The organism is Alloscardovia sp. HMSC034E08, assembly GCF_001813415.1.
Classification (GTDB): domain Bacteria; phylum Actinomycetota; class Actinomycetes; order Actinomycetales; family Bifidobacteriaceae; genus Alloscardovia; species Alloscardovia omnicolens.
Window position 1 is genome coordinate 346,967 of sequence record NZ_KV812468.1, and the last position, 7,195, is coordinate 354,161.

Genomic DNA, 7,195 nt, shown 5'->3' on the forward strand with positions numbered 1-7,195 from the left:
TCGTTACAGTGGCGTTCTTTTCGAGATTCCATGTGGAGGTGGCTCTTTTTTGCTGTTGTTTTAGTATCGAGTCTTTTTCTGAATGGTCCTATTATTTTCGAGTACGTAGACGACCGTTTAGCGTATACGAGTACACCACTCATTGTGCAACTTGTGTTGCTTATTCTTTCTATTCACCTGGTTACGTATTCGCCGTTTTTAACGGTTCTGGCAACAGTGGCTATAGGCTATAGCTTTGAACACATTCTGGCAGATGTTGTTCTGCTTATACCGCGTCTCATATATTTTGATTACCCCTACGGATATGGTGGAATTCCTTGGCATCAGGTGCGGATCTTTGGTGTGTACTGTGTTGGTGCTGCGATTGCATGGTGGAGCGTCGCACGCAAAGTTGAGATTAATAATGATGTTTTGAAAGATCGTAAATGGTGGTTGGGGGCGATTTTCTGCGTTTTCGTCTTCGTGATTTTTACGAATAATATTGGCTATCTTGTTGTCTTCAATACTAAAGCATTGCATTCCGGAAATGCTTTTACATCATCTTTGGTAGCTCTGCTGCACGGATACAATCTCATCTGTAGTCTGATGGTGCTGAGTGTTTTACTGCTTGTTTCATCGCGTAATCAGATTATTCATGAAGTCGAAATTATGAAGGAAATGAACCGCCGGCAGCAACGTCACTACGAGATGAGTCAAGAATATCGTGATGTTATTAATATGAAAATGCACGATATGAAGAAGTTTCTGGCTGGAGATGATTCTGCTCTTATGCACGCTTCTCCACGCATGATGGCCAATCTTCAAGAAACGCTGCACAGCTACGATGCGCTTTTTAACACGGGAAGTACTGCAGTAGATGCCATCTTGAACGATAAGAGCTTGTATTGCGCTCAACGAGATATAACGCTGAATTGTTTGGTGGATGGTTCCGCCTTGAATTTTATGGAAGATGCCGATATCTACTCGCTCGTGGGCAATATTATGGACAATGCCATCGAAGCAGTAGAAAAGATTAATTCAGTAGGATTGAGTACGACGATATCTCTGAATATTGAACGCCAGGGCAGTATGGTGATAATCCGGCAAACCAACCAATTCGTAGGATCTGGAGAATTAGTAACGTCTAAGCGGGGTAAATTCGAGCATGGTTTCGGTCTTAAATCGATTCGCTATGTGGTGAATGAATACAAAGGGCGCATGACCGTCTCAACGAAAGACAATATTTTTAGTCTGGCAATTTTGTTGCCGCAAGAGTAAAACAACGGCGCCTGATGTATGAACACCAGACGCCGTTCTTTTATGCATAAACCGCGAAATTAATCGCGCGTCAGTTTACGATGAATGCGATGAGGCTTGGATGCTTCTTCACCCAAACGAGCCACCTTATTCTCCTGATAAGCTTGGAAGTTACCTTCGAACCAGAACCACTTGGCAGGATTATCATCATCGCCTTCCCATGCCAAAATGTGGGTAGCAACGCGATCGAGGAACCAACGATCGTGAGAAATAACTACTGCACAACCTGGGAATGATTCCAAAGCATTCTCCAAGCTTTCCAGAGTTTCCACATCCAAATCGTTTGTAGGCTCATCGAGAAGCAACAAGTTGCCGCCCTGCTTCAAAGTCAAAGCCAAATTCAAACGGTTACGTTCACCACCAGACAGAACACCGGTGAGCTTTTGCTGGTCAGAACCCTTAAAACCGAAGCTGGCCACGTATGCACGCGTTGGCACCTCTACGCCACCCACCTCGATATAGTCGAGGCCATCAGAAACAGCCTCCCACAGGTTCTTGTTTGGATCCAAACCGGCGCGGTTCTGGTCAACATAAGAAATCGACACAGTTTCGCCAACCTTCAGCTCACCGCTGGTCAGTTCTTCCAAGCCGACAATCGTCTTAAACAGTGTGGTCTTACCCACACCGTTAGGACCAATAATGCCAACAATGCCGTTGCGAGGCAATGTGAAGCTCAAATCATCAATAAGCACACGATCGCCAAACGCCTTATGCAAGTGGTTTGCTTCCAAAACAGTAGAACCTAAACGAGGCCCTGGTGGAATCTGAATCTCCGAGAAGTCAAGCTTCTTAGAGTTACGTGCTTCCTGCTCCATCTGGTCGTAACGTTCGAGACGAGCCTTGTTCTTCGCCTGACGACCCTTTGGAGAGGTGCGTACCCACTCCAACTCGCTCTTCAAACGCTTAGCAAGCTTAGCATCTTTCTGACCCTGAACTTCCAAACGCTTAGCTTTAGTTTCCAAGTACGTGGTGTAATTTCCCTTGTAAGGGAAGAGCTGACCACGATCAACTTCGCAAATCCATTCAGCTACATTATCGAGGAAGTAGCGGTCATGGGTAACAGCCAAAACAGCACCCTGATAGTTGTGGAGGAACTGCTCCAGCCACAAAATAGACTCAGCGTCCAAGTGGTTAGTAGGCTCATCGAGCAGAAGCAAATCTGGAGCTTCGAGCAGTAACTTACACAAAGCAACGCGGCGACGCTCACCACCGGACAGAACAGTTACAGGCGAATCAGGGTCAGGGCACTGCAAAGCGTCCATCGCCTGCTCAATCTGATTGTCTAAATCCCAAGCGTTCTTAGCGTCAATCTCTTCCTGCAGAGCGCCCATCTCAGCCATCAAAGCGTCGAAATCAGCGTCTGGATCAGCCATTTCAATACCAATATCGTTAAAACGCTTCAGTTTTGCATACAAATCGCCATATGCCAAACGTACGTTTTCAATAACGGTTTTATCTTCATCCAGAGGTGGCTCCTGCTGCAAAATACCCACAGTATAGCCAGGGGTAATGCCGCCTTCACCATTGGAAAGATTCTCGGTGCCTGCCATAATCTTGAGCAGTGTGGACTTACCCATACCGTTAGGTCCTACCACACCAATCTTTGCGCCAGGCAAGAAGTTCAAGGTGACGTTATCCAGAATCACGCGATCGCCGTAAGCCTTGCGAGCGTTAATCATCTGATAAATAAACTCAGCCATTATGTCCTATTCATTGATCGTTTATGTTATGCCATCACAGTGCGTACTTTCTCTGTGCTCTCCTTATTCCCCTTGAAAAATCAAGGAAAGTAAGAGCTAAAAAAGCACATAATCTCTTATATTTTCTCAGAAAAGGGCGACAGGAGGGAAGCATCAGCAAGCGAAATTACAAAGTTATTAAAGGTATCTGTAGCTGAGTTAAACAAATGCAATCATATACAATCAAATAGATTGTCTAAAAAGTGGAGGGGAATGAGTTCCTCTACATCTTGCACGTCTCGTATTTCTCATCATTTCAATACTTCCCGCCCATACGCGCGCTATAAATTATGCCGATGGCAATTTTCCGACATAATCATGGTGTAGGACGCGTGTATTCCTTAGGATTAAGGGTAGAAAATATAATCATCTCATATATCTTCAGGAGAGAAAATGGAAGTAAGCGCACGCAAAAGTGCACTCAAAAAACTTGCTATCGCTGGTATTGCTGCTCTCGTCAGTTTTGCTTTAACGGCATGCGCGTCAACAGGTAACACAAAAACCGAGAGTAAAGGCGTCGATAGTTCCGCAATTATCACTGTTAACAGTGTGGAACCAACTGGTGAATTACTCCCCGGAAATGTATCTGATACTGCCAGCTGGAAAATTGCTACACAGCTTTTCGACGGTCTGGTAACCTTCACAAATAAAGGTGAGCTAGTTCTGGACGAAGCGGAATCTATTACTCCCAACGAGGATGCGTCTGTCTATACCATCAAGCTGAAGAAGGGCTTGCAGTTCTCCAATGGTGAAGCTATTACTGCTCAAACCTATGCGCGAGCTTGGTCTTATGCTGCCAATGCTGCAAACGCGCAGGTGGGTGCTTCTATTTTCGCAACTATTAAGGGTTACGATGAGCTGCAGGTTGAGGGTGTAGATCCAAATGCTCAGCTGTCGGGTTTGTCGGTAGTTGATGATCGCACTCTCCAAGTTACGCTGAACGCTCCAGACTCTTCTTTCTCTTACAAAGTAGGAGACGTGGCATTTTTGCCTATTCCATCTGTGGCATATAAGGATATTCACGCTTTCGGTAAGAACCCAACTGTTTCGAACGGTCCATATGTATTGGACGCATGGAACATCAATGAGAATATTAAGTTGCGTGTGAATAAGAAGTATTCCGGTGTGCGCGAGCCTAAAAATGCGGGTATTGATTTCGTGGTCTACGATTCTCTCGACAGCGCTTACGCAGATTTGCAAGGCGGTAATTTAGACGTTCTTGATTCCATTCCAACATCTGCTCTGGGTGAGTATAAGAATGATCGCAGTATTCAGACTTTCTCTGATCGCTCGTCTGCTTTTAAGTCGATTACCATTCCTCAGAACTTAGCTCATTTTAGTGGCGAAGAGGGCGCTTTGCGTCGCGCGGCTATTTCTTATGCGATTGACCGTTCAAGTGTTACGAAGAAAATTTTAAGTGGCGCAGCAACTCCTGCAACCGATTTCTTGGCGCCTGTTATCGCTGGATATTCTAAGGATTTGACTGGCTCTGAGATTTTGAAGTATAACGCGAAGAAAGCGAAAGAACTGTGGGCGAAGGCTGATGAGATTTCGCCTTGGGAAGGCACTTTTACTATCGGATACAATGCTGACGGTCCTTACAAGGAATGGGTTGACGCTGTGGCAAACTCGATTTCCAATGCTTTGGGTATTGAAGCGCGCGGTGACTCCTATGCCACGAGTAAGGATTTTGCTACGGCGGTGAATAAGCGTGAGGCGCATGGTGCTTTCCGCTCAGGATTGCAATCTGATTATCCTCACCCGGAAGGGTACCTTTTCCAGGCTTATGATTCGGCTTCGGCTGATGGTAAGGGCTTGAATAATGGTGATTACAAGTCTGCTGAATTTGATCAGTTTATGGATACTGCCGCTGCTCAAACGAATTTGGACGATGCAATTGCAACGTATCAGAAGTCTGAGGGGCTGCTTTTGAAGGATCTGCCTGTGATTCCGCTATGGTATGACAATGTGTCGGCTGGAGCAGCTCAAAAGATGAAGACCGTGAAATTCAACTACATGGGATTGCCTTCTTATTATGAGCTGGAGAAGGCGGAGTAGGGCGTAGAAGCCGTAGTGCAGTAGAAGTTGAGTCGCTTGCTTTAGTTCGTGCGGGGGGGGGTGCGCGGTTCGGAAGTTGCTGGTGTATGCGCGTGGTGCTGTTTTGTGGTGCTGTTTTGTGGCGCGTGGCGAAACGTTTTGATTTTTCGAGCGCTCTCGCTACACTAAAACACGTGACTGCGCGCGCATGGCTTTGACCCTCTGCTCGCGATAAACAGTTGCAAGGATGGGGCCATAGCTCAGTCGGTTAGAGCAAGCGACTCATAATCGTTGTGTCCAGGGTTCAAGTCCCTGTGGCCCTACCAAATTTTTCTTGTATGGATGGCGAATTTTGATGGCAATGAGGCGCGGCGGAGAAGAATACCGAAGACGAAGTATTAAATTTTACCGCGAGATTTCTGATGTTCTTAAGCCTCATTCTAATGGCCGTGATTATATACTCGTTGGACGTTATCGCAAGCCTGTTTACACATACGATATCGAGCCTCTCCGGTTACTCGAATTTGGAGATAGGTTCTTAGGACAGAGTGATTATGAAACGAAGCAAATGGTTTCACAACTAACCGGAACAATCTGGAATATGCATGATACTTCGCATGCTGTTCGTTTTTGCGGCCAACCTTTTTGGGGTAATCCATTATTTTGATTTAGACTAACTGCAGCTGAAATTCAAAATGAAATTGAGAACGATGTGCAGGATTATTTAGATGGCAAATTTGTGCGATACGATTTTGCGCAAGAAAGGTTATGTAAGCCAGGAGGAATAATCGTTAACATTTTTAAGAATTCGGCACGCGGTCGTTTTTTAAAAAACATGATTTTGAGTTTTTCGCGTATGCGAAGTGCAAGCGACTGAGGTTTTGGGTAGAGAAAAGATTTCATTGTTATACGACGGAGATGTTGCTTATCGGTTCCCTGATCAAGGAGACGTTTACGAGTATCTAAAGAGTAGAGTAAATGGTCGTGTGTTTGTTACAACGAAAATCCGGACGGCCTTAGATTCTGAGGAAAACGATGATTTTTTCCACATTAGAATAGCTGACGTTTAAGATCCCCCGCTAACATCAAAAGAGAATTGAGGAGGGATAACAAGAATCGGGCAAGTCAGATGTTGGAAAAGTGTTAGTCTCCTCACCAAAATGTGAGGAGACTAATTATTCTAATTAATAGTGTGTTATGACAGTCTTACTGAAGAGGGAATTTCTGCTTCGCAACCGCTGCGTCAGAAGCCACATCCAAGGTTCCCTTAATCTCAACAGTTACTTCGCTTGTTTCATCATTAAGAACGTATCCCTGAGTAACGGTGTTTGTTGCGCCCGGCTGCAGAGTTGCCATAAGGCTGTTAGGATCATAACCTTCTGGATTTTCCGTATAGATGGCTGCCCCCAAAGATTTTCCGTTCTGGAAAGCGGCTGCGTTAATGTCCATGAAGTTAGAGTTTTCGTCCTTGTTGTTTGTAACTTCGTACGTGACGAGAACAGTTGGCTTTCCTTCATAATCGGCGCCAGATTTTGCAGCGGAGAGAATCTTGACTGTATAGTTACCGTTATCAATTTTTACGGATCCATCAGCGCTTGCTTCTGATTTTTCGGACTTGTCAGCCTTCGAACTAGTGCTAGTTGAAGAAGTTACTTCCTTCGTTGCGTCATCAATTGCTTTTGAGAAAGCGCTCTGCATAGCAAAAGTAATCACCATAGCAAGAACCGTGGTTACAACGCCAGCGATGGCGAGGCCGCGACCCTTCTTCTTACCTTTCTTGCCAGTTGCTACTAAGCCAATAACGCCAAAAATAACACCAATGATGGCAAGAACAAATGCGAAATTGTTAATGATAGGGATAAAGGAAAGGACAAGCGCGATAACGCCTAAAATCAAACTAGTAATAGCCAATGCACTGGTAGATTTTGGTGTCTGATCTGGAGCTGGCGCTACAGGTGCCTCTTGTAAAGTGTCACTCATTTTTCTTCTCTTTTCTCATGTGAGATATTGACTAGCGCCAAAATAACCGCGAAAAGAAGAAGTCGTCTTTGATCAACCCCATCTTATTCTTACACGGCTTCTTTGACCCTAATTACTCCAAAACACTATCTGGGGGGGGGGGG

Annotated in this window: 4 protein-coding genes and 1 tRNA gene; 3 read left to right on the plus strand and 2 right to left on the minus strand. The window is 45.1% G+C overall.

Translation table 11 applies throughout. From position 1 onward, the window contains the following. Nucleotides 1-30 precede the first annotated feature (30 nt). On the plus strand, nt 31-1,257 hold the full coding sequence (locus HMPREF2909_RS03035) for an ATP-binding protein (RefSeq protein WP_071415178.1): 1,227 nt from the start codon (nt 31-33) through the stop codon (nt 1,255-1,257). Nucleotides 1,258-1,316: 59 nt separating this feature from the next. On the opposite strand, the gene ettA is transcribed toward HMPREF2909_RS03035, so the two are convergent. After that, nucleotides 1,317-2,996, minus strand: coding sequence for an energy-dependent translational throttle protein EttA (ettA, locus tag HMPREF2909_RS03040; protein ID WP_049215604.1), 1,680 nt, complete (start codon nt 2,994-2,996; stop codon nt 1,317-1,319). Nucleotides 2,997-3,428: 432 nt separating this feature from the next. Here ettA and HMPREF2909_RS03045 point away from each other — a divergent pair, with 432 nt between their 5' ends. Continuing rightward, nucleotides 3,429-5,093 carry a peptide ABC transporter substrate-binding protein gene (locus HMPREF2909_RS03045; RefSeq protein WP_071415179.1) on the plus strand — a complete coding sequence of 555 codons (1,665 nt, stop codon included), beginning with the start codon at nt 3,429-3,431 and terminating at the stop codon, nt 5,091-5,093. Nucleotides 5,094-5,321: 228 nt separating this feature from the next. After that, nucleotides 5,322-5,398, plus strand: a tRNA-Ile gene (locus HMPREF2909_RS03050). 880 nt (nt 5,399-6,278) lie between these two features. Here the strand turns inward: HMPREF2909_RS03050 and HMPREF2909_RS03055 are convergent. Then, complete coding sequence (locus HMPREF2909_RS03055) at nt 6,279-7,052, minus strand: DUF5067 domain-containing protein (protein WP_071415180.1); 774 nt, start codon at nt 7,050-7,052, stop codon at nt 6,279-6,281. Between the last annotated feature and the right edge of the window lie 143 nt (nt 7,053-7,195).

What these genes read in the sequence shown, in the direction of transcription:
- HMPREF2909_RS03045 (WP_071415179.1), top strand. Translation starts at nt 3,429, where the DNA reads ATGGAAGTAAGCGCACGCAAAAGTGCACTCAAAAAACTTGCTATCGCT.
- HMPREF2909_RS03055 (WP_071415180.1), bottom strand. Translation starts at nt 7,052, where the DNA reads ATGAGTGACACTTTACAAGAGGCACCTGTAGCGCCAGCTCCAGATCAG.
- ettA (WP_049215604.1), bottom strand. Translation starts at nt 2,996, where the DNA reads ATGGCTGAGTTTATTTATCAGATGATTAACGCTCGCAAGGCTTACGGC.
- HMPREF2909_RS03035 (WP_071415178.1), top strand. Translation starts at nt 31, where the DNA reads ATGTGGAGGTGGCTCTTTTTTGCTGTTGTTTTAGTATCGAGTCTTTTT.